The 543-nt window shown below is 61.5% G+C and carries 1 protein-coding gene; it reads right to left on the bottom strand.

Features of this window, described 5'->3' with window-relative positions; translation table 11 throughout:
• Nucleotides 1–339: 339 nt before the first annotated feature.
• The coding region (locus PAQ31011_RS26245; RefSeq protein ID WP_174990278.1) for an ureidoglycolate lyase at nt 340–543 on the bottom strand (204 nt) is incomplete at its 5' end.

Here is a 543-nt window from a genome sequence, read left to right as displayed (position 1 = left end):
CCTTTCCGCCGCTCAGACATAAACCCAACTCGCTGCAGAAAGGCGCCCCGGTCCGTCTCCCTCGAAGCACCCAGTGCCTCAACCGACACCGCCCGATTCTCGCTTGCTTATCCAAACTCTCTGGTTCCGTCGACACCGCTCTACTCCAGCGCCATCGCGACGCCACAACCGCCACGCACGTGCTCCGCAACTGCTGCGCGACGGCCGTGGCGTCGCCCACACGTTTCCAGTCCCTCTACCCGCCTAACCGCTTTCCTCCGCGCCTTTCTTCGTTTTCCCCAGCCCAATAAAAAACGCCGAGCATCGCCCGGCGTCTCTTTGTCCCGCTTTATTCCTGCCTCACGCAGCCTTCTGCGCTCCCTGCACCGCATCCAACGCCGCCTGCGTCAGCAAATACACGCCCGGCAAATCCTGCTCGTCACAGTTGTGACCGTCACCACCCCGGTCCACCACCACGAAGTCACTCACCTCATCCAACGCCAACAACGGGTGATGCCACACACCCTTCGCATAGTTCACACCCTGCCATCCATCCGACACGAA

The sequence above is a fragment of the Pandoraea aquatica genome, assembly GCF_902459565.1.
Classification (GTDB): domain Bacteria; phylum Pseudomonadota; class Gammaproteobacteria; order Burkholderiales; family Burkholderiaceae; genus Pandoraea; species Pandoraea aquatica.
This window is presented reverse-complemented; position numbering and strand designations above follow the sequence as displayed.